Source organism: Cobetia sp. PDI-23MA (assembly GCF_059507735.1).
The window spans coordinates 2,871,501-2,895,542 of the sequence record NZ_CM183352.1; the positions used below are offsets into that span (position 1 = coordinate 2,871,501).

Sequence of the window (24,042 nt, forward strand, 5' to 3'; positions counted from 1 at the left end):
ATGATGGAGATGATGAATGCAGAAATGGCTAGTGAATCGCCGTGACACCCAGTGCCTGGCGAGCGGTGGCAAAGCTCCCGGCACGCCGGGACTCAAGCGGCTGCGCAATGCCCTCGCCAGTACGGCACTGAGCCTCGTGGCCGTGCTGACACCTCAGATGGCGCTGGCCGACGCGCCGGCCCCGTGGCTGGTGGTCGGCGACTCCATCTCGGCCGGCTACGGCATCGACAGCAGCCAGGGCTGGGTCGCACTGCTCGACATGCGCCTCGAGAACCGCCTGGGCAGCGATGCGCCTGAGGTCATCAATGCCAGCATCAGCGGCGACACGACCGAAGGCGGCCTCAATCGTCTGCCGGCACTGCTCGAGCGACACGACCCTTCACTGGTGATGATCGAACTGGGCGGCAACGACGGCCTGCGTGGCCTGCCACCCGCCCGCATGCAGGCCAATCTGGCCAGCATGATCGAGGCCGTGGAAGACGCCGATGCCCAGCCGGTGCTGCTCGGCATCGAGATCCCGCCCAATTACGGCCCGGCCTACACCGATGCCTTCCGTCAGGTCTACCGGGATCTGGCCGACGAATATTCCGTGCCGCTGGTGCCCTTCATCCTCGAAGGCATCGCCACGGCCCCGGCCAGCGAGAAACTGATGCAGCAGGACCGCATCCACCCCACCGCCAAGGCACAACCGCAGCTGCTCGACACCATCTGGCCGACACTCGCGCCACTGGCGCAACACGCGACGTCAGCGGAGTGATCAATATCAGGCACGGCGCATGTCACGCCAGCTTGCATGCGCCTACCTTGCCGCGAGATGACAATCCGCGCCTGGCTGATCAGTGCCTGTCAGGCAGGCCATCTGGGCCATGAGACCTTGCAGCGCTGACTCCAACAGCCCTGCCACCGAGTCGCCGCTGAGCGCCGATCGCCAGTCCCCGGGGCCAGGCCCCATCCTCACAGGAAGTACTGCCATGAGTAAATCCAACAACAGGAAGGCGGATGCCGGCAAGGCGCATTCGAAGGCCAAGGATGCCAAGCGCAAGGGCGCCAAGGGCAAGGCCGGCAAGAAGCACGCCACTGGCGACGCCCCGCGCATGACGCTGGGGCCGGTCTCCAGTGACGCCTACCCCTACGACGAGCGCCTCAAGCGCAAGGTCTATGAGGCCGAGAAGCGCGCGCTGCAGATCGAGCTGCTCAAGGTACAGCATTGGCTGCGTGACAGTGGCGGACGCCTGGCCATCGTGTTCGAGGGGCGTGACGCCGCCGGCAAGGGCGGCACCATCAAGCGCTTCATGGAGTATCTGAATCCGCGTTTCGCGCGCATCGTCGCCCTCGACAAGCCCAACGAGACGGAAAAGGGCCAGTGGTATTTCCAGCGCTACGTCTCGCGCTTTCCCACCAGTGGCGAAATCGTGCTGTTCGATCGCAGCTGGTATAACCGCGCGGGTGTCGAGGCGGTGATGGGTTTCGCCACGCCGGAGGAAGTCGAACGCTTCCTGGTTCAGGTGCCCCAGCAGGAGCGTCTGTGGGTCGAGGATGGCCTGCACCTGGTCAAGCTGTACTTCTCGGTGTCCCGCGAGGAGCAATCGATCCGCTTCGCCAAGCGCGCCGCTGATCCGTTGACCCACTGGAAGCTGTCACCGATGGACGCCGTGGCGCAGGAGAAATGGGATGAGTACACCGATGCCGCCGAGGCGATGTTCGCGCGCACGCACAGCGATCATGCGCCCTGGACGCTGATCCGCTCCGACGACAAGCGCCGGGCCCGTATCGGCGCGCTGCGTCATGTGCTCAGTCAGCTCGACTACCCCGGCAAGGACAAGAAGATGATCGGCACCCCGGACCCGCTGATCGTGGTGGATGCCGATCGCCTCATCCTGCCCGACGACTGACGATCGAGTGACGGGCGGTGCACTGACGGCGCAGCTCGCTCAGGTCGACCGTGACAGCTCCGCCGGTGCCTTCTGCATCTGCTGCAGGCCGAGTCCGGCCAGAATCAGCACCAGCCCTGCCAGCGTCGAGGTCAGAATCGGCTCGCCGACTATGAAGTGCAGCAGCGTCAATGAGATGGGCGGTGACAGGAAGATCAGATTGGAGACCTTGGCGGTGCGCGATACCTTGTGCACCGCCAGCTGCCAGAGCACGAAGGCAATGCCCATCTCGCACAGGCCGACATAGATACCCGCCGTCAGCGCCTGGGGGTTGGCGCTGGCGCCGATGAAGTTGCCGAAGCCCGGCCCGAAGGCCACCAGCAGCGTCAGCACCGGCAAGGCGATGCTGAAGTTCTGCCACTGGGCGACCAGCGGCGCGCGGGGGTCACGCGCATTGAGCAACCAATAGAGCGCCCACAGCAGGGTCGAGCCCAGCGCCAGCCCGACGCCCAGCGGGTCGGCGAAGGCGACATCGAATATCTCGCCACGCGTGGCGATGGTCCACACACCGGCGTAGGCGATCAGCCCCGCCGCGACGTCGATGCGCGTCAGGCGCTGCGCGAGAATCGGTACGGCAAGAAAGGCCATCGCCAGCGCCCAGGTGTAATTGAGCGCCATCGCCTCCTGGCCCGGCAGTCGCGCGTAGGCGCCGAACAGCACCAGATAGTAGCCGACCGGATTCATCAGGCCAGCCCAGAGTGCCGTACGCCAGCCACCCCGCCAGCCGGTGGTGAGCGCTTCGCGCAGCTTGCCCTGACGCCACATCAGCACGCCGATCAACAGCCACGACACCAGTGCCGCCAGCCATACCAGCTCCAGCGGCGACATCTGCGCAAGTGCCAGCTTGAAGGCGGTCGCCACCGTCGACCACAGGGCCACGGCTCCCAGACCGTAGAGCATGGCTTCCCTATCCTGACTCATGGCATCCTTCCTCGCATTTCGGGTATCGCCTTCCTGGCGATGAGTGGCATGGCGATGGCAGCGACACTGCCCACGGCCTGACATTCGAGCATCGCGTGCCCTGCCCGCTGCTGCAAGCCGCGCCACCAAAAAGGAATTTCGTGAATGAGTGATGCCACCGATACGCAAGCCGCGCCGACACCTGCGCCCCCCGCGGGAGATGACTCGGCCACGGCACTGGTCAGCGCCTATCGCCTGGATGGCAAGGGCGGCGCCAGCCTGCTCGATGATGACAGCCTGCGCGAGCAATGGCAGGACCCCGACGCGCTGATCTGGATGCACCTCGATTACACCCGCGGCGACGTCAATGACTACCTGGACGACCTTGCCCAGCTGGATGAGCCAAGCATCGAGGCCCTGACCGAGCTGGACACCCGCCCGCGCGTGGCGCGCTTCGGCGGCGGCATGGTCACCACGCTGCGCGGTATCAATCTCAATCCCGGCGCCGCGCCGGAAGACCTGCTGTCACTGCGCCTGTGGATGAGCCCGACCCGCCTGATCACCCTGCGCCGCCGGCCGTTCCAGTCGATCACTCAGGTGCGTGAGCAACTGGAAGTCGGCCAGGGCGCGGAAAGCATTTCCTGGCTGCTGGCGATGCTCAGCGATGCGCTGGTCGATCGCGTGGCGGAGCTCAGCCATCGCCTCGATGAGCAGCTCGCCAACCTCGAGGAAGACCAGCTCAATGATGTCGAGATCGACCCCGATGACATTACCCGCCTGCGGCGCCCCCTGATCACCCTGCGACGCTTCATGGGGCCTCAGCGCGACTGTCTGGCACAACTCTCCCAGGGGCCATTGTGGATCGATGAGCAGGCGCGTCTGGACCTGCGCGAGATCGCCAACCAGCTGTCGCGCTACGTGGAGGATTTTCAGGCCATGCAGGAACGCGCGCTGATCATCCATGAACAGCGCATGAGTGAGCACAACGAGCAGCTCAACCAGCGCATGTATCTGTTGTCGGTGATCACCGCCGTCTTCCTGCCGCTGGGCTTTCTCACCGGGCTGCTGGGGGTCAACGTCGGCGGCATACCGGGCAGCGACAGCCAGTGGGGCTTCGCTGCCTTCGTCGGCATCACGCTGGGCGTGGTGGCGATGCAGCTGTGGCTGCTCAAGCGCAAGAAATGGTGGTGAGCGCACCCATGGCGTAGCGGAGCTGCTTGAAAACCCTGCTTACTGGCCCTGCTCACGACTGGCGCGGTCGATATGGCCCAGATCGCGCTCTGGGTCGAGCACATCTCGCACGCGCTGCTTGAGATCACGACTGTCGGGGAAGCCGCCGTCGCGCTTGCGCTCCCACAGTACCAGCCACTCCGAATCAGGAGTGGCCTGGCACAGCACCTCGAAATGGCCGCCGTGACTCGGCGCCAAGGCCACCTCACCGAGGTCTTCCCCGAAGGTGGACAGCAGTTCCTGTGCATACCAGGCCGCTCGCAACAGCCAGTTGCAGCCGGTGCAGTAGTGAATCCGGACTTTCAGCGTGGATGCCTGATCCATGGTGGTGCCTGCTCCAATCAATGATGTAATGATCACTTCACTGCACTGTCGCGCAATGGTCAACACCATAAAGCTACACACAAACTTTACATAAACTATACTCGGCGCAGTCATTCCTTCAGTTGAGGTCGCACTGCGATCGATCCTTCTTCAACCGGCAGTACGGACGTGATCTGCATCACGACTTCCCGTACACGACGCCGATAGCGGAGCCCTGGCCACATGTCACCCCTGCCTTCCTCTACCGAGGCCTCCTCACCGACAGACGCTCAAGACCGCGAGACTGAGCGGGAGTCTGCAGACAAAGCCCACGAGAGGCCGTCGGGCAGCGGACAGAGTCGCTTCTTCGAGCGCATGACCGGCGATGAAGATTCGCGCATGTGCAAGGACATCTCCGAGGATGCCTGTCACCAGCAGCCCGGCAACTTCTGGCGTCACCTGCTGGCCTCGCTGGGCACCAAGCTTGCCGACGAGATGGCCAGTGCACGACTGGTATTGCCGTGGCTATTGGGGTTGATCGGGGCGCCGGTGTGGATGGTGGGACTGCTGGTGCCGATTCGCGAGGCCGGCGCCCTGCTGCCTCAACTGCTGGTGGCAGGCTTCATTCGTCCACTGCCGCAACGCAAGTGGGTGTGGGTCGCCGGGGCCTCCACCCAGGCCTTGATGGCGCTGGGGCTGATGATGATCAGCCTACTGGCCGAGGGCAACTTCGCCACGCGTCACGGACTCGATGGCACCCTCGCAGGCAGCCTGGTTCTGCTCCTGTTGATCCTGCTGTCGCTCGGGCGCGGAGTGGCTTCCATTGCTACCAAGGATGTGCTGGGCAAGACCATCGCCAAGCAGCGCCGTGGGCGCCTGATGGGCTGGAGTGGCAGTGTGGCGGGGGCGATGACCCTGCTGGCCGGCGTCGCCTTGATGCTGCTGGGCGAGCAGCCCGGGCAGCAGGTGCTGGCGATACTGATGGCTATCGCGGCGCTGGGCTGGACACTCAATGCCCTGTGCGCCGCCATGATCCGTGAGGACAGCGGTGCCACCAGCGGCGGCGCCAATGCCTGGGAGACGGTGCGCGACGGGGTCATCCAGCTCAAGCATGACGTCGCCTTTCGCAACTTCAATCTGGCACGCGCCCTGCTGCTCTCAAGCGCCCTGGCACTGCCCTATATCGCCTTGCTCGGCCAGCAGCAGAGCGGTGAGAGTCTGGGCGGCCTGGGCGCGCTGGTGGTGGTATCAGGACTGGCCGGGATGCTGGCCAGTCCCATCTGGGGCAGGCTGGCCGACACCTCCAGCCGCCGCGTGATGCGCAACGCAGGGGCCGGCGCCGCTGTCTGCTGCGCCCTGGCCGGCAGCATGGCCTGGTGGCCGCAGGCGCTGGCCGACAGCATCTGGAGCTACGCGCTGGTCTACGGGCTGCTGGTGATCGCCCACGCCGGTATCCGCCTGGGACGCAAGACCTACGTGGTCGATCTCGCCACCTCTGACAATCGCGCCCTCTACGTCGCACTCTCCAACACCCTGACCGGCGTGCTGATGCTGGTACTGGGGTTGTTGATCGGCGGGCTCGCCCAGTGGCTGGGCAGTGAATGGTTGCTGATGATTCTGGCGGTCGTCGCGGCCTGTGCCGCGCTCTGCGCGCAGCGCCTGCCGGAAGTGGAGGACGACTGAGCATCCGGGGCGGGCGTGACGGCTCCCCTGCTACCCCTTTTACCTCTATACCCCTCTCTCCCCCTTATGTATCTGATCGACTCTCACGCTGACAGGGCCTGACAACGATGTCGGGCCCTGCCACATTAGCGGCTGCGATTGCATAAGCCGCGTCTCCCCGCCATAGTGAAACCGATCATGGTGCTGGAATGTCCGGGCACACGGACAGGCACCCTACTACCCGTACTCTCGGGCTCGGTCTTCAGGACCGGGTTCTCAAGCCGCAAGGATCAGAGTCAGATGAAAAGACCTCACATGATCAGCCCCGAGCTGCTCGAGAGAGTCGTGAATGCCTCGGACGATGGCATCGTAGTGGCGGAACAGGAAGGCGATGAGAACATCCTGATCTACGTGAATCAGGGCTTCGAGCGCCTCACCGGTTACAGCGCCGACGAGATTCTCTACCGCGATTGCCGCTTCCTGCAGAATGATGACCGCGATCAGCCGCAGCTGGACAACATCCGTGCCGCGCTGCGCGACAAGCGTCCGTGCCGCGAGATACTGCGCAACTATCGCAAGGATGGCAGCCTGTTCTGGAATGAACTTTCCATGACACCGGTCTTCGATGAGCATGACAACCTGCAGTATTTCGTTGGTGTCCAGAAGGATGTCACCGGCCTGATGACCGCCAAGGAAGAGCTGGAACGCCTGCGCGCGGAGCACCCCAGCGAGTCCAACTGATCGCCACACGCTAAAGATCAGGCGCCGCATTGCGCCAGCAACGACAACGCCCACCCCACCGGTGGGCGTTGTCGTTATGGGCCTCTCGCCTTTGGCAATTGGCGAAAGCCCTGACAGGCCGAGCGAAAGGCTTGTCATCCTCGCCGACGGGCGGTATATAGCCAGAGAGCCTTCGGCGCATCGCCGCTGGCGGTGCCCGGTAGCACAGGCCAGTCCAGGCGCTGGATATCGGGCAGGTCGTTCCAAGATCGTGAGGTCCGCCCATGGCCCGTGAACAATTCCTCGATGATATCGATGCCACGGCACTCGCCGAAGACAGCCCCACCGAAGTGGACTTCGAGCTGTCGCCCTCCAGCGCACCTGCCAAGCCACAACGCAGTGACTCCCGCCAACGTCTTGAAGCCCTGCTCGAGGAGCGCGCCTTGGCTCGCTCAATCCGCGAAGGCTGGGACGATGAAGCCGACGACGATGACCTGATCGGCGCCAGCGACTGGGGCGAAGAGGAGTAAGCTCGCCACCAGCGGCGTGCAGGGGAAGGGAAGCCGGGGAGCGGTCAGGCCATGGAAGGGGTCGACGTCAGGACAGGGAATGTCATGCAGTGAGTCGCCGCGCTCGCCTGGCACAGGCTGCCCGGCTGGCCAAGCGTGACGCCGGGCACTATCATCTGCGCGTCATTCCATTCTCCAACCAAATTGGGATTCCATGGCGCAATACGTCTATACCATGAACCGGGTGGGCAAGGTCGTTCCCCCGAAGCGCGAGATTCTCAAGGACATCTCGCTGTCCTTCTTCCCGGGTGCCAAGATCGGTGTGCTCGGTCTCAACGGCTCGGGCAAGTCCTCGCTGCTGCGCATCATGGCCGGCGTCGATCAGGACTACAACGGCGAAGCACGTCCCATGCCGGGTCTGAATGTCGGCTACCTCCCCCAGGAGCCGGAACTGGATGATTCCAAGAACGTGCGCGAGTGCGTGGAAGAATCCCTGGCCCACATCAAGAACGCCCAGGCCGAACTTGATGAAGTCTATGCCGCCTACGCCGAGCCGGACGCCGATTTCGACGCCCTCGCCGCGCGTCAGGCCAAGCTGGAAGACCTGATCCAGGCCTCCGACGCCCACAACCTCGAGCGCAAGCTGGAAGTGGCTGCCGAAGCGCTGCGTCTGCCGCCGTGGGATGCCAATGTCGGCGTGCTGTCCGGTGGTGAGCGCCGCCGTGTCGCACTGTGCCGTCTGCTGCTCTCCAGCCCGGACATGTTGCTGCTGGACGAGCCGACCAACCACCTGGACGCCGAATCCGTCGCCTGGCTGGAACGCTTCCTGCACGACTACTCCGGCACCGTGGTGGCCATCACCCACGACCGCTACTTCCTCGACAACGTCGCCGGCTGGATTCTCGAGCTGGACCGTGGCCAGGGCATTCCCTTCGAAGGCAACTATTCCTCGTGGCTCGAGCAAAAGGACGCTCGCCTGCAGCAGGAAGCCAAGCAGGAAGCCTCACGCAACAAGGCCATCCAGCAGGAGCTCGAATGGGTTCGTCAGAACCCCAAGGGCCGTCAGGCCAAGAGCAAGGCGCGTCTCAACCGCTTCGAGGAAATGCAGTCCGGTGATTTCCAGAAGCGCAACGAGACCAACGAGATCTACATTCCGCCGGGACCGCGCCTGGGTGACAAGGTCATCGAGCTGCACAACGTCACCAAGCGTTTCGACGACAAGCTGCTGTTCGATGATCTTTCCTTCACCATCCCCCCGGGTGCCATCGTCGGTATCGTCGGCGGCAACGGTGCAGGTAAATCCACGCTGTTCAAGCTGGTGACCGGCAAGGACACCCCGGACAGCGGTGAAGTCGTGCTGGGCGAGACCGTCAAGGTCGCCTACGTCGAGCAGCTGCGTGATGGCCTGGAAGACAATCAGACCGTCTGGGAAGCCGTCTCCGGCGGTCAGGACATGCTCAACATCAATGGCCATGAAGTCTCGTCGCGCGCCTATGTCGGCCGCTTCAACTTCAAGGGCACCGACCAGCAGAAGCGTCTGTCTGATCTGTCCGGTGGTGAGCGTGGCCGTCTGCAGCTGGCCCAGACCCTGAAGCAGGCTGCCAACGTGCTGCTGCTGGATGAGCCATCCAACGACCTGGACATCGAGACCCTGCGCGCGCTGGAAGAGGCTCTGCTGGCCTTCCCGGGCTGTGCGATGGTCATCTCGCACGACCGCTGGTTCCTCGATCGCATCGCGACCCACATCCTCGCCTACGAGGGTGACTCCAACGTGGTGTTCTTCGAAGGCAGCTATACCGAGTACGAAGCGGACTATCACGCGCGCGTCGGCAACGATGCTCCCAAGCGCATGAAGTACAAGCGTATCGACGCCTGATGAGCCGGCGGGGTCAGCCACGCTGATCGACGCAAGTCTCAAGACGCCCCCACCGCGCACCCGGTGGGGCGTCTTGCCATCGGGCCCTGCTGTCCGTTCCAGTCTGTCCGTTCCAGTTCGTCCGCTCTGTCTGCGCTGTTCTGCTTCTTCCCCACCTCCTCACCTCCAGACCCCTCCTGCCAGCACGTCATGCTGACTTGCAGTGATCGACGCGAGCCGTCATAACAGGAGCTTGCCAATCCATCCGTTCGGGGATCGTCTATGAATCGCTGGCTACAGCAACCCCTCATGTGGCTGCGAACCTGGACCACCAGCATCGCCTATCTCCCCAGCATGCTGGCCATGGTCTATACCCTGCTGGGATTGATCTCGGTGATGCCCTCCGGGCTGCCGGATCCTTCCTCGCTGCCGAACAGCGACTTTTTCGAAGCACTGGCCTTCAAGGAACATGACACCCCGCGCACCCTGCTGGCGGCACTGGTCGGCGGCCTGATCTCGCTGATGGTGTTCAGCTTCACCATGGTGATGAGCGTGCTCACCCAGGCAGGCGCGCAGTTCTCCCACAAGTTGCTGCTGGGCCTGGTGACCGAGCGCCACCACCAGCTGGTGCTCGGCCACTACCTGGGCAGTCTGCTGTTCCTGCTGGTCAACCTGATGGTGCCCAATACGGGAGACTCCCCGACCCTGTGGCGCTCGCTGGCCGTCTATCTGGGCGTGCTGATGATGGTCAATTGCCTGGGGATGTTCGTCTACTTCATCCATCAGGTTTCGCAGTCGGTGCAGATCAACGCCGTTGCGCGGCGCCTGTCCGGACGCACCCGCCTCTCGCTGGAACGCCTGCGTCAGCGCAATCGTGACGATGGCTTCTGCGAGCGCGAGGTCAGCCGTGACGACGACCAATGCCAGCTGCTGCGGGCACGCAGGCGTGGCTACATCCAGCAGGTCGACTTCTCGGCGCTGCGCCAACTGGCCATCAAGCATGACATGGTGGTGCATCTGGATTTCGCGCTGGGCGCCTTCATCGTCAGCGGCATGCCCTTGATGCGCATCGAGTGGCCCAACGGCCTGCCCAAGGGTGCGACGGCGGGGGAAGAGCTCGATGAAGAACAACAGGCCGAACTGATCAAAAATCTGCGTGCCACGCTTGGCTACCTGGATGGGGAGTCCGTCGAGGACCTGCACGAGCACGGCCTGACCCAGCTGATGGAAGTCGCCATCAAGGCACTGTCACCCGGCATCAATGACCCCGGCACGGCACGTCTTTGCATGCACCAGCTGACCGAACTGCTCAGCGAGCGCATGTCGGTGCCGCTGTGCAATTGTTGCGTGGATGATCACAAGGCCGTGCGCGTCAGCTGGCAGATGGAGTCCTTCGCAAGCCTCCTCTACCGCTCCATCACGCCGATTCTGCATTATGGCCGTGATGACCTCTCGATCTGCCTGGCCCTGCTGGAGCTGTTGAAGACCCTGTCCCTGATGGGCGCGCAATACGGCCATCTGGTGCTGCTGCAACAGCATGCCGACAAGGTGGTAGAGGCGATTCTCGCCCAGGCCGAATTCGAGGTGGATCGTCGCTTCATCGAACACAGCCTGCAGGCCGGTCATCATCGCCTTAACCTGCCCAGCCCTCAGTGGTAAAAAAGGCCAGCGCCTGAACGCAAGACGCCCGCGACGGTCGATCACCGTCGCGGGCGTTGCTGTCTCTGAGCCGTACTATTTCTGAGCCGTACTGTCTCGAAGTCGACTGTCCGATCACGTGACGGCTTGCGGCCTATTGCCGTCAGTCTGACCCGTGGCAGGGAATCAGAGCCTCACGGCTTGCGGCGGCTCTTGAAGAAGGACACCAGGAACAGCACCAGGAAGATCACGAACAGGACCTTGGCGATGGTCGCTGCGGTGCCGGCGATGCCGCCGAAGCCCAGCACTGCGGCAATGACAGCGACGATCAGAAAGATGATGGCGTAGTTGAGCATGTCAATTCCTTATGTCATGTGAGAATTGTCGCAGCGGAGTCAGGCCCTGACGGATGACGCCTCAGGCGCACTCCAGAGTGCTGAAAACAGCGGTCAGGAGGCGTGTCAGCCACCTGACTCGTTATTGCCAAAATGGTAATAAACTAAAGCTTTGTCAACATGATGTCGCACTTAAGTAAAAGAATTTCCCGCAGCCCTTCTGATGGGTTGAAAGCCTGCCCCGTCATCCGCACATCTTGTGATAGGCACACGACAGGCGGCACTCGGTTGACCGCACGCATGCAGCTCGGGCAGATGATGTTGCTTGTCGGGTGCCGCCTTACACAGCAAAGGCCCCCGTTCGGCGAGATGCCGAACGGGGGCCTTTGCTGTGTGCATCACTCGTGTCATCCCCCTGACAGCGGCGGATGATCGTTGCCGGAGGTATCGGTTTACAGTGCGGCGATCAAGGCCTCGGCGTAGGCGACGAGATCAGGCTCGCTCATCACCTCGACGCGATTCAAGCCACTGTCGAGGCTCGCCGGCTGACCGTGGCGAACCAGCAAGGTACGTGGATAGCCCGCACCGCCGATGCGCTCACTCATCTGTGCATGAGCATCGCTGAGATAGACCCCACGGGTCTGCTGCACGCATAAGGTCACCAGTGGCAGACCGCCACGGGCAAGCGCCGCCTCGAAGGCAGGCAGTGCCGGACGCTGACGTTCGGTGCAATCCGGGCACCATTCCGCGACCTGATTGAGCACGAAGGTATCGCCAGCGGCCAGCCGCGCTTCCACCTCCGCCAGGGCGGCGTGAGAAGAGATGTCGTTGCTCATGGTTCACCTCAGTACAGGGACGGATCGGTTTTCTCGGGACGTGTCTTGAAGCGACGGTGCAGCCACAGATACTGCTCGGGATGCTTGCGAATCGCCCCTTCGATGAAGGCGTTGATGCGCGTGGCATCGGCGACGTCATCGCCACTCGGGAAGTCGTCCAGCGCCGGCAGATACTCCAGCGTATAGGTACGATTGTCCGGATTGCGGTGGAACATCAAGGGCATCACCGGCGCGCCCGTCATGCGGGCGATCTTGGCCGTCAGCTTGATGGAGGCGGCATCGATGCCGAAGAACGGCGCGAACACGCTGACCTCACGGCCGAAGTCCTGATCCGGTGAATACCACACGCCATGGCCGCTCTTGATGCGACGTACCACACCCCGCAGGTCGTGACGATCGATGGCGGTGCCGAAGATGCCATTGCGCGCACGTGTCATGAAGCGCTCGAACAGCGGGTTGTCGTGGGGGCGATAGACGACATCGGCCGGGAAGAACAGCGAGTGCAGTGCGCCGCCCAGATCCAGGGTCGAGAAGTGGATGCCCACGATCAGCGCCCCCTTGCCCTGGGCCATGGCGCGCTCCATGTGCTCCTGCCCCTTGAAGGTCACGCGATCACGCATGTGCTCAGGATCACGACACCAGCCGGTGGCCGTCTCGAAGATACCGATGCCGTTGGCGTGGAAGGTCTTGCGTACCTGACGCGCGCGCTCCGCCTCACTCCACTCGGGAAAGCACAGCTTGAGGTTGGTGTCGGTGATGTGACGACGACGCTTGCCGAAGCGCCATGCCAGCTCACCCAGGCCACGCCCCAGCCACAACTTGGCACACCAAGGCAGATAGGCCGAAGCCTTCATGGCACCGATGCCCAGCCAGGTCAGCCAGTAGCGGGGGTGTGCAAAACTCTCGGGATAGCTCTTCTTGGCCATGACTCTCTCGTTCGACGGGCAACGGCGGCCATTGTAGACCGCGCGAGCCTTGCCGTCAGGTCAGGCGTGCGTATCCAGCGGCTGAGCGCTGGCCAACTGCGCGACATCCTGGTCGTCTGCCACACTGCCAACGCCACCATGATAGTGTCTGGGCACGCGCGGCAGCAGCCCCGTCAGCAGCGTATAGCTGATGGTGTCGCAACTGGCGGCGACGCGATTGACCTCAAGCCCCTCGCCCCACAGCACCACCCGTGAGCCGATACCCGCCTCGGGCAGGTCCGTGATATCCACCGTCAGCATGTCCATCGACACCTTGCCGGCCAGCACCGTTTCCTGGCCATCCACCAGCACCGGCGTACCATCCACGGCGTGGCGATCATAGCCATCGCCATAGCCACAGGCGACGACACCGATACGCGTGGGACGCGTCGCCACGAAGCGCCCCGAGTACCCCACCGGCTCACCGATGGCGATCTCACGCACGGCAATGATGGCCGAAGACAGCGTCATCACCGGCTTCAGACGCCGGCTGGCGTCATTGGCACCTTCCAGCGGGTCTGCGCCGTAGAGCATGATTCCCGGGCGGTTCCAGGCCGCATGCGTCTCTGGCCAGGCCAGCGTCGCCGGTGAATTGGCCAGACACAGTGGCAGCTCTGCCTCGGCCGCCAGGGCTGTCACCGCCGCCATCTGCTGCTGGAAGTAGTCTGGTGTCAGGCTGTCAGCGCTGGCGAAGTGCGTCATCAGGTACAGGTCACGCGCCTTGCCACTTGCCTTGAGGCGCGCCTTGGCATCCAGCACCTGCTCGGCCGTGAAGCCGAGACGATGCATGCCTGAGTCGAACTTGATCCAGCAGGACAAGGGCTGCGCAAGCTCACTCTGTTCGAGGGCCGCCAACTGCCATTCACTGTGAATGGCGCACCAGAAGTCATGCTCGGCAGCCAAGACGTACTCCGCGGCCTCGAACACCCCCTCAAGCAGCACAACCGGATGAGAGATGCCGCCCGACCGCAGCGCCAGCGCCTCCTCTATCGTGGCCACCGCAAAGGCGGGCGCGAGATCCGCCAGTGCCTGCGCGCACGCCACCGCACCATGCCCGTAGGCGTCCGCCTTGATGACGGCCAGGGCGCGCGAATGCGGCGCCAGCTCGCAGGCCAGCTGATAGTTGTGACGCAATGCATCGAGATCAATATCAGCGCGCAGTGGGCGGGACATGAGGGGACTCCAGAGTGATAGACGAAGATGACAGACTGCAGAGCAAACCCCTCAATTATTTTCCATCATCGCCGCCAGGTCACGCTGAAAACCACCAAACTTTCCCCAAATCATCGATATAAACCACTGCCTGTCAAAATAAATACAGGATTTTAGACCAGTACCGCCACGAAGCCACCTGCTTCCAGGCCGCGCTGCTCTTGCGCGCTGCCTTTTCGGCGCCTTCCTGTCAGACAAACACTGCCTGATGAACGGATGTCTCCAAAACGCATGCACCCCCGCAGGCAGGGCCTGTGGGGGTGCATGCAGCACGTGGCGACAGCCAGCGCGGGGCGATCAGGGCGTCACGTTTTCCAGCTCGTCGGAGCTCTCATCATTCAGCACCAGGGATACCTGACGATCTGCCTTGAGGCTCTCGTTGAGGTCACGCACGCTATTGATATCGATGATACCTGCCGCCTGACGCAGGTTGAGCAGGTCGAGCACATAGGTGTAACGCGAAGAGGCGTAGTCCGCCAGCGCCTGATACAGGGCCTGCTCGGCGTCCAGCACGTCGACGATGTTGCGCGTGCCGACTTCATAACCGGAGCGAGTCGCTTCCAGTGCACTGCGGCTGGAGACGATCGCCTGCTTGCGCGCCTTGACGGTCAGGACGTCGCTGCGCACCTGGCTGTAGAGCGAACGCACGCTCTGGGTGGTGGAGCGCTGCTGGTCGAGCAGGTCGTACTGGCTCTGCTCGAGCAGATGGGTGCTCTGACGTACCTGGGCGGAGGTGCGGCCACCGGTATAGATCGGCAGGGAGGCCTGGATACCGATCTGGTTGTATTCCTGATACCCCCCGGCAGTATCGATGTCGGTTTCATCGTAGGAGTAGGTCGCGAAGGCACCGACTTCCGGCAAGTGGCCTGCGCGGGAGGTCTTCACATCGCCTCTGGCGACATCGACACCCTTCTGGGCAGCACCAATCAGCGGGTTATTGGACAATGCCATCTCGACCCACTTGCTGCGGCTGGCCGGCACCGGCGCTTCGATCGCCAGATCTTCTTCCAGGCCATCGATGGAATCGTACTGCTGGCCCGTCAACTGCTGCAGGGCCTCGAAGCTGACCTGAAGATCGGCTTCGGCCGCAATGCGCTGGGCGCGCGCATCATCGAAGGATGCCCTGGCTTCCTGCACGTCCGTGATCGCGATCAGACCGACCTCGAACTGCTGATTGGCCTGGTCCAGCTGGCGGGAGAAGGCCTTTTCCTGAGCAATGCGCGCATCGAGCACATCACGATTGTTCAGAATGGTGAAGTAGGCAGACGCCACGTCATAGAGCAGCTGCTGCTGATCGGAATCCAGCAGCAACTTCTGCTGACGGGTGGTGTCCTTGCTGGTCGCGAGCTCATACCAGTCGGCGGCATCGAACAGCTGCTGGTTCACGTTGACCACGATGTTGCTGTCGGTGTAATCGCCCTCGGTGCCGCTCTGGGAATTGCCGGTGACATCGGTACGCGACACGGTTCCCGTGGCAGTGATCTGTGGCAACAGGTCAGCAAGCTCGATACGCTCATTGTCCTCGACGCTCTGATAGAGCGAGCGAGAGGAGGACAGGCTGGCATTGTGGGTCAATGCATCACGGGTGATGTCGAGCAGATTGGCAGCCTGAGCCTGGGTCGCAAAACCCATCGCCAGCACCAGTGGCAGTATGCGAATGTTGGCCATGTATGCGTTGTTCCTGATCAGTGACAGTCGTGACCTGCATGGCGCCTCGAAAGCACCAGGACAAGGTAAAAGGTAGCTCACACATCGGCTGGACTACTGCCTCAGCCCTGCTCAAGCGGGTCGTGAAAAAGTGGCCTTAGTCTAATCGCCACCCATTTGGGCGTCCAGTTAGTTGGCTAACGTTATTGCACGATACAGCGTTTCCAAATTGACAACAATGTCAGGAAGCACCCTGCGCTCGAACCTCAGAACCCCCATTCTGCCAGTATAATGATGACACAATATGAAAACGGCCCACTCGAATCACGAGCGGGCCGTTTTCACTGGCAACCTGCATCAAGGCATCGACAGCCATGACGACTGTGCCCGCGCATCATTCGAAGATGGATTCGAGCGTCAACCCCTGCTTCTCGAGCATACGTCGCAGCTTCTTGAGCGCCTCGACCTGAATCTGACGGACCCGCTCACGCGTCAGACCGATTTCCTCGCCCACTTCCTCCAGCGTCGCGGCTTCGTGACCGCGCAGCCCGAAGCGGCGTACCACCACTTCCATCTGCTTCTCGGTCAACTCCGCCAACCACTCATCGACATGCGCCTTGACGTCGACATCCACCAGGCTGGACTCCGGGCTGGTGTCATTCTCGTCGGCGATGGTCTCGATCAGCGGCTTGTCGCTCTCACCGCCCATCGGATAGTCGACGGATGACACGCGCTCATTGAGCCCCAGCATCTTCTTGACGGTATCGACCGGCTTGTCGAGGAATTCGGCGATCTCCTCCGCGGTGGCCTCATGATCCAGTTTCTGGGTCAGCTGGCGCGCGGCACGCAGGTAGATGTTGAGTTCCTTGACGACATGAATCGGCAGACGAATGGTGCGTGTCTGATTCATCAACGCCCGCTCGATGGTCTGGCGAATCCACCAGGTGGCGTAGGTCGAGAAACGGAAACCGCGCTCAGGGTCAAACTTCTCCACCGCGCGGATCAGCCCCAGATTGCCCTCCTCGATCAGGTCGAGCAGCGACAGACCACGATTCAGATAGCGCCGTGCGATCTTGACCACCAGACGCAGGTTGGACTCGATCATGCGCTGGCGACCGGCGGGGTCGCCCGCCTGCGCCAGGCGCCCGAAGTAGACCTCCTCCTCGGGCTTGAGCAACGGGGAAAAACCGATCTCGTTGAGGTAGATCTGGGTCGCATCCAGGCTTTGGTAGTGCTTGCGCTCTTCACGATTCAAGGCGCGTTCGAATGCCGCCTCTTCCGCTTCTGCCTCAAGCGTATCGTCATCCTCCTCGACATCCTCAAGGGACAACTCAACCTCAGCCTGATCGATATCCTTTTCCAGCATGCTCATGTCGATACCCCGTTGTCTCTGGTCTGGTGCCAGGAACTTGTTGTTGTGGCAGCGGTGGGAATCAGCGTTTAGGCAGGAATTTCAGTGGGTCCTTGGGCTGCCCATCCTCGCGAATCTCGAAGTGCAGCTGAGCACGTTCAGCATCAGTGGCTCCCAGAGTGGCGATGACCTGTCCGGCGTCGATCACATCGTTCTCTGATACACGCAGAGTGTCGTTGTGGGCGTAGGCGCTCAGATAGCGGTCGTTGTGCTTGAGAATGATGAGGTTACCGTAACCACGTACTCCGCTTCCGGCGTAGACCACGATTCCCGGCCCTGCTGCCTTGACAGGTTGCCCCTTTTGACCAGCGATATCAATGCCGCCGGTGACACTCTCGGACTCGCCGAACTTGCCGATGATCTCGCCTTGCGTAGGCCACTGCCAGTCAACGTTTTTTACCGGAACGTAGGTCTTCTTGGCCGGTGCAGCCTTGACGGTTTCGCCAGCGACGTTGGTGCCCTTTTCAACCTTGGCAGCCTCATTTTTCACGCTAGCGGCCGCTTTCTCGCGCTCTGCCGCGGCGGCAGCGGCGGCTTGCTCGGCCTTTTCCTTGGCGGCCTTGCGCGCCTCGGCCTGGGCGGCGGCCGCACTGGCAGCCGCCTGGCTGGCTGTCTGACTGGCCGAACTGCTGGCTTGCGCAGCACCGCTGCTGACCTGCTCTACGCTGTCATTGGCGGCGTTGCGCGCCGTCTCGGCGAGCGCCTCTTCACTGCCTTCCTGGTAGACAGGCCCCAGCCCGGCCGCCGCCGCGGCCCCGGTGGCGGCCGATGACACGCCACCCGAGCCGGTCGTCAGCGACTGGGCCTGGCGGGTGCGCTGTTGCTGCTGAGCCATGGCGGACTCATCCGGCGCCAGCCAGTCCGGCAGTTCGCTGCCGCCGGCGATCGAACCATCGCTGCCCCCGCCCATCGGCGTGGCAACGACGCCACCGCCCGAGGAGACGCTCGTACCGGAAGCGCCCGCCGCTCTCGCCGGCAGCTGGGTATTGGGGTCCAGACGCAGCGTCTGCCCCGGCTGCAGGGTGTAGGGCGGATTCAAGCCGTTCATGCGCGCCACATCCCGGAAATCCTGACCACTCTGCCAGGAGATGCCATACAGGGTGTCACCGCGCTGAACGGTATAGGTGTCGGAGGTGATACGCGCATTGCCGGCGTTGAGGTCCTGAACCTGCGGGCGAGTGGTAGCCGTGCTGCAGGCTGTCAGCGCACCCAGCGCCAGACCGGCCAACGTCAGTTTGATTCCCTTGTCCATCCTGTCACGCATGTTCCTGCTCCTTGCGGGAATTGCTGGAGTCGTCATCCGGACCGGAGCGTTCTCCGGCAAACCAGACAAGCAATACGCCGGCCAGCATCAGGGCGAGTGCCGCCCACAGCTGGGCAGGCTCACCGGTCACACTGGTGTAGGTATCCGGCATCATGAACTGGTAATCCAGCGGAACCTGTTCACCCTTGGGTCCCAGACGATAATCGGTGATGGTGCGCCACGGCCACAATACCGGCAGCGAGCCGAGAATGAAGCCCGTCAGCAGCATTAGTGTCGCGGTATGATGATGACGAAACAACCACGACAACAAACGCGAGAAGGTGAACAGCCCGATGGCGCAGCCGCTGCCGAACAGCACGATCAGCTGCAGATCGAAGCTCTTGATGCCCGTCATCACCGTGCCGTAGAGGCCCATGGTCAGCAACAGGAAGCTACCGGAGACGCCCGGCAGCAGCATGGCACTGATGGCGATGGCACCGCCGACCACCAGCACCCAGGAGGCATCGGTGGCGGCAGGCAACAGGCTGGGCAACTTGCTGGCCAGCACCAGCCCCAGCGCCAACCACACAAGATACCCGATCCGGAAGGTGGTGATACGCCGCGCGACCACCACCCCGGAGCACACTACCAGCCCGAAGAAGAAGGCATTGAGCAGCAGCGGCTGCGCCTCCATCAGCCAGGTCACCAGATGCGCCACGCTGATCAGGCTGGCGAAGATGCCAGCGGCCAACGGCAGCAGAAAGGCCAGATTCAAATGCTGCCACAGCGCCTTGACACCCTGCTCACGCCATACGCCGATGGCGGAGGGGCCGAAGCGCTTGATGGACTCGATCAATTCTTCATAGATGCCGGTCACGAAGGCAATCGTGCCGCCTGATACCCCGGGCACGGCATCCGCCGCTCCCATGCCAGCGCCCTTGAAGAACACGCTCAAAGCTCGTTTCACCTGATCACTCCCTCGAGCAACGGCACGAAGCGCACAGCCTCGAACCGCTGAATATCCTGAGTGTCGCCGACGCGGCGCACTCGTGTCAGCCACTGACGATCACTGTCGTCCTCGGCCAATGGCACGATCATCACCCCCTGCGGGGCCAACTGCTTCAACAACGCCTGCGGCAGATGCGGTGCGCAGGCAGTCACCACGATCAGATCAAATGCCGAGTCATCGTCCTGCCAGCCATGCCCACCATCGGCATGGCGCAACTCGACATTGTCGAGCCCGAACCAGCCAAGGCGTTGAGCGGCCCTGGCGTGCAGCACGGCGATGCGCTCGAGCGAAGATACCCGAGCGAACAGGCGCGCCAGCAGCAATGTCTGATAGCCCGAACCGGTGCCGACCTCCAGCACCCGACACTCCTCGCGCGGGCGCGGCGCTTGCGCGAGGGCAAGCTCCGTCATGCGGGCGTGCATGTAAGGCTGGGACAGGGTCTGCCCCTGCCCCAGCGGCAGCGCGGTATCTTCATAGGCACGATGCGCCAACGCCTCATCGAGAAACAGATGACGCGGCTCACTGGCCATCAGCTCCAGCACCCGCTCATCACGGATGCCGGCATCCTCCAGGCGCGCCACCATGCGGTCTCGCGTGCGCTGGGACGTCATGCCGATACCGCTCAGCTGCGCCGTGTCCGGGCGCCTGAGATGCAAGGGCCCGGCGATTCCCGCTGCGCTGTCTGACTGCGCAAGCGGGAAAGCGTTCTGATACACGTCCTTCATGGTCTTGATTCATATCCTGTCGAGCGAGGACTTCACAACGAAATCTTGAGCCTTGGCTGGCGCTACGTCGCTCAGGTCAGCGCCTCGAGCCACTGCGCCACATCGTGACGCGCCCCATGGGAGGTGAGATCCGTCATCAACGGCGTGATGGACACATAGCCCGCCGCGATGGCGGCGAAGTCGGTGTCATCGCCATCATCGATGCCATCGCCGGCCAGCGCGATCCAGTAGCGGGTACGGCCACGCGGGTCCTTGACCTCGATCGGGGCGCCCGCCGGGCCACGATGGCCCTGACGCGTGACGCGAAAACCACGAATCTCGCTCCACGGCACATCCGGCACATTGACGTTGAGCAATGAGCGCGGCGGCAATGCCAGGGTCTCGGCCGCGCCGACGAGGCTCGCCGCCACGCGCCCGGCAGTCTCGAAGTGGGTCCTGCCGCACAGTGACATCGCGATTGCCGACATGCCCAGCGAGCGTCCTTCCATCGCCGCCGCCACGGTACCGGAATACAGCACGTCATCGCCCAGATTGGCGCCATGGTTGATGCCGGAAATCACGATGTCAGGCTTCTCGTCCCAGACGCCATTGACGCCCAGGTAGACACAATCCGCGGGTGTGCCGTCGACGCTGTAGAAGCCGTTCTCCATCGCGGACAGCAACAACGGCCGACTCAGCGTCAGCGAGTTGCTGGCCCCTGAGCGGTCACGGTCCGGCGCGACCACACGAATGCGTGCCTGCCCGGCCAGGGCATCATGCAGCGCCTTGAGCCCCGGAGCGTGCACGCCATCATCATTGGAAAGCAGAATCCTGCGCATCATCTCACTCCTTTGCGAATCATCGGATAGTCGTCATGTCACCTGACGGCACTACAGCAACGGGTGGGCGATCAGCTCACGCAACAGGCCCGTCGCGAAGCTGCCACGCGGCAGATCGAAGTGCAGCCAGACACTGGCTTCACTGCCTTCGGTTTTTGCCTGCTCTGGCGTGATATCCCACTCCAGGCGCGGCTTGCCTGGCATCAGGCGCAGCGGACGACGCTCCGCCTTGGCGCCGGCCTTCTCGAGCCCCTCGCACAGCTGCGGCCAACGCGTGGCCAGGACCTGCTCGAGCTGGGCGACCTGCGCATGAGCCTCCGCACGCCCGGTGCCCCACAGCGGACCAGTGGGATGAATATCACCACTCGCCAGGCGCTGCGCCAGCGTCTCGGCCGACTCGCTGCCATCGGTGACGAAGCGCGAGCCCGTCCCGTTGAGCGCAAATACTTCTCCGTTCATCGCCGTCGCCCAGCAATTCGCCTTGAGGCGCGCCGCCAGCACCTCGTTGAACAGGAAGCTGCGCGCGGTCGACAGCAGCATGCCGCTGCGGTCATCACGCTTGCGCCAGCCACGCACCAGCACGGCACGTGCCCGGCCGAGATTATGTCCCTGATGCCCGAAACGCTGCGGCCCGAAATAGTTGGGCACACCATCACGTATCAGCGTCTGCCAGCGCGCCTCGAACTCGGGATGCGCGACGGCTTCACCGCTGACACGCAGCGCGAAGCGGTTGCCGCGATGCACGCCACGCTTGAGCTTGCGCGGATGACGCACGCTGGCCAGCACGCGGACGCCCTTCTCGGCCAGTGCATCGCCGAGATCCTGCGGCGCTTCACGCCCGGGCAACCACACGGAGACCCACTGCTGGGTGATCGCCTGCTTGTCCTTGAGACCGGCCACGCCGATATCACGCGGCGCGACCTCGCACAGGCTGGCCAGTTCACGGCACAGTTCATCGGTGGTCAGGCCGCGTTTCTCGACCCACAGCCACTGATGCTCACCGTGGCCTTCGGGCACGAAGTCCATCAGCTCGGTGACCCGAAAGTCCTCCGGCGTGTGGCGGAAGTCGCCTGCTCCCAGCGGGCCGCCATGCGCATGCGGCCAGCGCTGCATCAACTCGGATTCCTTGACCCACGCCTCGCTGCCCGCGGCATCCAGCGCCGTCAGCGCCTCGGCAAACAGCACATTCGCCTCGGGCGACTCGGACATGTCATTCACTTCAGACATGCTCGGCTCCGCTGGCGGTCGGCAGCGCGCCCAGCAGCACCACGGCCTCGGCGGCGATGCCTTCCTTGCGACCGGTGAAGCCGAGCCGCTCGGTGGTGGTGGCCTTGACGTTGACGACCGCCAGCGGCACGCGCAGGTCTTCGGCGATCACTTCCCGCATCGCCTGGATGTGCGGCGCCATCTTCGGCGCCTGCGCCATCACGGTGAGATCGACATTGCCGACCCCGAAACCGGCGGCATTGACCAGCCCGATCACGTGGCGCAGCAGGCCACGGCTATCAGCGCCGGACCACTCGCTGTCGGTGTCCGGAAAATGCTTGCCGATATCGCCCATGCCACAGGCGCCGAGCAGCGCATCACACAGTGCATGCAGCAGCACGTCACCGTCGGAGTGCGCCACGAACCCATGCTCGTAGGCGATCTTCACGCCCCCGATCATCAGGTGATCGCCATCGCCGAAGCGATGCACATCAAAGCCGTGGCCGATGCGCAGGGCCATCGGCACATGGCCAGCCTGCGGGGAAGAGGTCGCGGATTGCGCAGAGGCAGTGGCAGCGGCGGGTGTTGCAGATTGCTCAGTCATGTCAGGCAGACGTCCGGGGGCTATCGGGAAGCGCCTCGCGCGCGGCCAGCAGTAGGCGCGCCATGGCGAGGTCTTCCGGATGGGTGATCTTGAGATTGTCGCGGGCGGCGGCGACCAGCACGGGGGCACGGCCACAGGCCTCCAGTGCCGAGGCCTCATCCGTGATGAGCGCGGGGTTCTCCCCCAGCGCTTCACGCAGCGCCCGTCGCAACAGGCCCAGCGGGAAGGCCTGCGGCGTGAAGGCATGCCACAGGCCGACGCGGGATTCGGTATGCGCGATGCTCGGCGCACGCTCTTCATCGCCGCCACTGCCATCGCCACCGCCATGCGGGCGCGAGTCGCCGGCCGGCGCGGCGCGTTTCATGGTGTCACTGGCGGGGGCCGCGAGGATGGCGCCATCGGCACTGCGGCGAGCGGTCGCGACCAGCGCATGGATATCGGCATCACGCACGCAGGGACGCGCGACATCGTGCACCAGCACGAGGTCATCGTCATGGGCGTGGCGGCTCAGGCAATCCAGGCCCGCCAGCACGCTGTCGGCACGCTCGCTGCCACCATCGGCGCGCAGCCAGTCCTGCCACGGCACCATCGACGGCGTGAAATAGCCATCATCGGCGCCCAGCACCAGACAGAGTCCTGCCTCGGGCAAGGCGCGCTTGAGCGTGGCCAGCGTCGCCTCCAGCACGCAGCCGCCGGGCGACAGCTCCAGATACTGCTTGGGGCGGTCGGCCTGCATGCGGCTGCCCACGCCGGCGGCCGGCACCAGATACCACAGACGGGGCTCGCGCGAGGCGTCTGATGGCATCATGGGGTGATCACCTTGGGCAGCCCGCCTTCCAGGCCCTTGCCCTCCAGCGCACCGTCCGCCACTTCATCGGGTGAAGGCGCCTTGCGTTCAGGCACCGCGACATTGGGCACCCACAGGAACTGTTCGTCCTTGCGCACCATGCCGAGATCATTGCGTGCACGCTCCTCGATGGCCGCCAGACCATTCTTGAGGTCGACCACTTCCGCACCGAGTCGCTGATTGCGGTTGTCCAGCACCGCACCTTCCTTGGACAGCTGATGCACGCGTGCGCGAATATCGAATAATTCGGTGATGCCATTTTCGCCCCACCACAGCCGATACTGGAGCAGTGCCAGCAGCAGCAGCAGTGAGATATTGATCCATTTGAGCATGGCGATGTCCTTGGCCGTTGCAGCGCGCATTATGCCATCATCCGGGAGCGTGACGCAGGCACTGCCAGCATCCGTTGCCACGCTTGACGCCCCCCAGTCGATCA

General features: G+C 63.4%; 24 protein-coding genes. 8 read left to right on the plus strand and 16 right to left on the minus strand.

The annotated features are described in order from the left end of the window. Positions 1–16 precede the first annotated feature (16 nt). Together AC5WNJ_RS12185 and ppk2 are read left to right on the plus strand one after the other, a co-directional pair. The gene (locus AC5WNJ_RS12185; protein ID WP_253061223.1) at positions 17–757 is read left to right on the plus strand and encodes an arylesterase; all 741 of its coding nucleotides are present in this window, start codon (positions 17–19) and stop codon (positions 755–757) included. 214 nt (positions 758–971) lie between these two features. After that, positions 972–1,892, plus strand: a complete 921-nt coding sequence (ppk2, locus tag AC5WNJ_RS12190) for a polyphosphate kinase 2 (RefSeq protein ID WP_253061225.1) — start codon at positions 972–974, stop codon at positions 1,890–1,892. A gap of 39 nt (positions 1,893–1,931) precedes the next feature. On the opposite strand, the gene AC5WNJ_RS12195 is transcribed toward ppk2, so the two are convergent. Then, on the minus strand, positions 1,932–2,852 hold the full coding sequence (locus AC5WNJ_RS12195; RefSeq protein WP_495929800.1) for a DMT family transporter: 921 nt from the start codon (positions 2,850–2,852) through the stop codon (positions 1,932–1,934). A 144-nt stretch (positions 2,853–2,996) separates the two neighbouring features. Between AC5WNJ_RS12195 and AC5WNJ_RS12200 the strand changes: the two genes are divergently transcribed. Next, a complete protein-coding gene (locus tag AC5WNJ_RS12200) occupies positions 2,997–4,022 on the plus strand; it encodes a zinc transporter ZntB (protein ID WP_176677640.1) in 1,026 nt (341 codons plus the stop codon). A 39-nt stretch (positions 4,023–4,061) separates the two neighbouring features. Here the strand turns inward: AC5WNJ_RS12200 and AC5WNJ_RS12205 are convergent, their stop codons facing one another. Beyond that, the gene (locus AC5WNJ_RS12205) at positions 4,062–4,385 is read right to left on the minus strand and encodes a SelT/SelW/SelH family protein (protein WP_176677641.1); all 324 of its coding nucleotides are present in this window, start codon (positions 4,383–4,385) and stop codon (positions 4,062–4,064) included. 354 nt (positions 4,386–4,739) lie between these two features. Here AC5WNJ_RS12205 and AC5WNJ_RS12210 point away from each other — a divergent pair, with 354 nt between their 5' ends. The 5 genes from AC5WNJ_RS12210 to AC5WNJ_RS12230 all read left to right on the plus strand — a co-directional run bounded on the left by AC5WNJ_RS12210 (position 4,740) and on the right by AC5WNJ_RS12230 (position 10,769). Next, on the plus strand, positions 4,740–6,047 hold the full coding sequence (locus AC5WNJ_RS12210) for an MFS transporter (protein WP_253061540.1): 1,308 nt from the start codon (positions 4,740–4,742) through the stop codon (positions 6,045–6,047). Between the two features lie 279 nt (positions 6,048–6,326). Further along, positions 6,327–6,767 carry a PAS sensor domain-containing protein gene (locus AC5WNJ_RS12215; protein ID WP_043331389.1) on the plus strand — a complete coding sequence of 147 codons (441 nt, stop codon included), beginning with the start codon at positions 6,327–6,329 and terminating at the stop codon, positions 6,765–6,767. A gap of 263 nt (positions 6,768–7,030) precedes the next feature. Continuing rightward, on the plus strand, positions 7,031–7,276 hold the full coding sequence (locus tag AC5WNJ_RS12220) for a PA3496 family putative envelope integrity protein (protein WP_176677643.1): 246 nt from the start codon (positions 7,031–7,033) through the stop codon (positions 7,274–7,276). A 193-nt stretch (positions 7,277–7,469) separates the two neighbouring features. Next, positions 7,470–9,131, plus strand: coding sequence for an energy-dependent translational throttle protein EttA (gene ettA / locus AC5WNJ_RS12225; RefSeq protein WP_176677644.1), 1,662 nt, complete (start codon positions 7,470–7,472; stop codon positions 9,129–9,131). 288 nt (positions 9,132–9,419) lie between these two features. After that, positions 9,420–10,769 (plus strand): DUF2254 domain-containing protein, encoded by a 1,350-nt coding sequence (locus AC5WNJ_RS12230; RefSeq protein WP_253061231.1) that lies wholly within the window; start codon positions 9,420–9,422, stop codon positions 10,767–10,769. Positions 10,770–10,942: 173 nt separating this feature from the next. On the opposite strand, the gene AC5WNJ_RS12235 is transcribed toward AC5WNJ_RS12230, so the two are convergent. From AC5WNJ_RS12235 to ftsB, 14 genes are all read right to left on the minus strand, one after another. Beyond that, positions 10,943–11,104: a DUF1328 domain-containing protein gene (locus AC5WNJ_RS12235; RefSeq protein WP_043331394.1), complete on the minus strand. Its 162-nt coding sequence runs from the start codon at positions 11,102–11,104 to the stop codon at positions 10,943–10,945. Positions 11,105–11,535: 431 nt separating this feature from the next. Beyond that, positions 11,536–11,919: a hypothetical protein gene (locus tag AC5WNJ_RS12240; protein WP_176677647.1), complete on the minus strand. Its 384-nt coding sequence runs from the start codon at positions 11,917–11,919 to the stop codon at positions 11,536–11,538. A gap of 8 nt (positions 11,920–11,927) precedes the next feature. Further along, positions 11,928–12,845, minus strand: a complete 918-nt coding sequence (gene lpxL / locus AC5WNJ_RS12245) for an LpxL/LpxP family Kdo(2)-lipid IV(A) lauroyl/palmitoleoyl acyltransferase (RefSeq protein ID WP_495929801.1) — start codon at positions 12,843–12,845, stop codon at positions 11,928–11,930. A 60-nt stretch (positions 12,846–12,905) separates the two neighbouring features. Further along, the gene (alr, locus tag AC5WNJ_RS12250; RefSeq protein WP_495929802.1) at positions 12,906–14,057 is read right to left on the minus strand and encodes an alanine racemase; all 1,152 of its coding nucleotides are present in this window, start codon (positions 14,055–14,057) and stop codon (positions 12,906–12,908) included. Positions 14,058–14,393: 336 nt separating this feature from the next. Beyond that, positions 14,394–15,764: a TolC family outer membrane protein gene (locus tag AC5WNJ_RS12255; protein ID WP_166018839.1), complete on the minus strand. Its 1,371-nt coding sequence runs from the start codon at positions 15,762–15,764 to the stop codon at positions 14,394–14,396. A 373-nt stretch (positions 15,765–16,137) separates the two neighbouring features. After that, positions 16,138–17,115 carry an RNA polymerase sigma factor RpoS gene (gene rpoS / locus AC5WNJ_RS12260; protein WP_176677651.1) on the minus strand — a complete coding sequence of 326 codons (978 nt, stop codon included), beginning with the start codon at positions 17,113–17,115 and terminating at the stop codon, positions 16,138–16,140. A gap of 61 nt (positions 17,116–17,176) precedes the next feature. Beyond that, complete coding sequence (locus tag AC5WNJ_RS12265; RefSeq protein ID WP_253061237.1) at positions 17,177–18,418, minus strand: peptidoglycan DD-metalloendopeptidase family protein; 1,242 nt, start codon at positions 18,416–18,418, stop codon at positions 17,177–17,179. After that, positions 18,411–19,364, minus strand: a complete 954-nt coding sequence (locus tag AC5WNJ_RS12270) for a DUF368 domain-containing protein (protein WP_253061239.1) — start codon at positions 19,362–19,364, stop codon at positions 18,411–18,413. Before AC5WNJ_RS12270 ends, AC5WNJ_RS12265 begins: the two co-directional genes overlap by 8 nt. Next, a complete protein-coding gene (locus AC5WNJ_RS12275) occupies positions 19,361–20,017 on the minus strand; it encodes a protein-L-isoaspartate(D-aspartate) O-methyltransferase (RefSeq protein WP_233593656.1) in 657 nt (218 codons plus the stop codon). Before AC5WNJ_RS12275 ends, AC5WNJ_RS12270 begins: the two co-directional genes overlap by 4 nt. A gap of 185 nt (positions 20,018–20,202) precedes the next feature. Further along, positions 20,203–20,949 carry a 5'/3'-nucleotidase SurE gene (surE, locus tag AC5WNJ_RS12280; RefSeq protein ID WP_495929803.1) on the minus strand — a complete coding sequence of 249 codons (747 nt, stop codon included), beginning with the start codon at positions 20,947–20,949 and terminating at the stop codon, positions 20,203–20,205. Between the two features lie 51 nt (positions 20,950–21,000). After that, positions 21,001–22,176 carry a tRNA pseudouridine(13) synthase TruD gene (truD, locus tag AC5WNJ_RS12285; protein WP_495929804.1) on the minus strand — a complete coding sequence of 392 codons (1,176 nt, stop codon included), beginning with the start codon at positions 22,174–22,176 and terminating at the stop codon, positions 21,001–21,003. Beyond that, positions 22,169–22,669, minus strand: a complete 501-nt coding sequence (ispF, locus tag AC5WNJ_RS12290; RefSeq protein ID WP_290441682.1) for a 2-C-methyl-D-erythritol 2,4-cyclodiphosphate synthase — start codon at positions 22,667–22,669, stop codon at positions 22,169–22,171. Before ispF ends, truD begins: the two co-directional genes overlap by 8 nt. A 91-nt stretch (positions 22,670–22,760) precedes the next feature. Then, positions 22,761–23,567: an IspD/TarI family cytidylyltransferase gene (locus tag AC5WNJ_RS12295; protein ID WP_495929805.1), complete on the minus strand. Its 807-nt coding sequence runs from the start codon at positions 23,565–23,567 to the stop codon at positions 22,761–22,763. Continuing rightward, the gene (ftsB, locus tag AC5WNJ_RS12300; RefSeq protein ID WP_253061243.1) at positions 23,564–23,968 is read right to left on the minus strand and encodes a cell division protein FtsB; all 405 of its coding nucleotides are present in this window, start codon (positions 23,966–23,968) and stop codon (positions 23,564–23,566) included. The genes AC5WNJ_RS12295 and ftsB overlap by 4 nt, the downstream gene beginning before the upstream one ends. Positions 23,969–24,042: the final 74 nt, after the last annotated feature.